Raw genomic sequence first — 475 nt, forward strand, 5'->3', positions numbered from 1 at the left:
GTATCGGAGGATGCGCTCAAGGGCGTCGGACGGTTGTTGCGGCGCTATCACGAAGCGGTGGCGTCCTATGAGGTGCCTGACGGGGCTCCGTGGGACGGGGAGACGTCGAATCTGGACGGGGAGCCCGAGGTGATCGGCCATTGTGATGTGACGCCGGAGAATGTCGTTTTCCGGGGTGGGGTGCCGGTGGCGTTGATCGATTTCGATCTGGCTCGTCCTACGACGCGGTTGTTCGATGTGGTGACGGCGCTGCGGCATTGGGGGCCGATCGCCGATCCGGCCGATCGGGACGCGGTGCTTTACCAGGTCGAGGTCGGGCCGAGGTTGCGGGTCTTCTGTGATGCGTACGGGTTGGAGCGGGGCTTGCGGAGGGATGTGCTGCCGGCGGCCCGGGTTCGGTTTCAGCGGTCTTATGAGGTTATGCGGGCTCGGGCCGAAGGTGGCGGTGGGTGGGCTCGGATGTGGCGGCGTGGGG

1 protein-coding gene is annotated in these 475 nt (G+C 66.3%); it reads left to right on the forward strand.

Annotated features, from left to right (window positions below):
* Window positions 1–475: phosphotransferase (locus E1287_RS43425; protein ID WP_165969489.1), on the forward strand; the 475-nt coding region annotated here is incomplete at both ends.

The organism is Actinomadura sp. KC06 (assembly GCF_004348735.1).
Classification (GTDB): domain Bacteria; phylum Actinomycetota; class Actinomycetes; order Streptosporangiales; family Streptosporangiaceae; genus Spirillospora.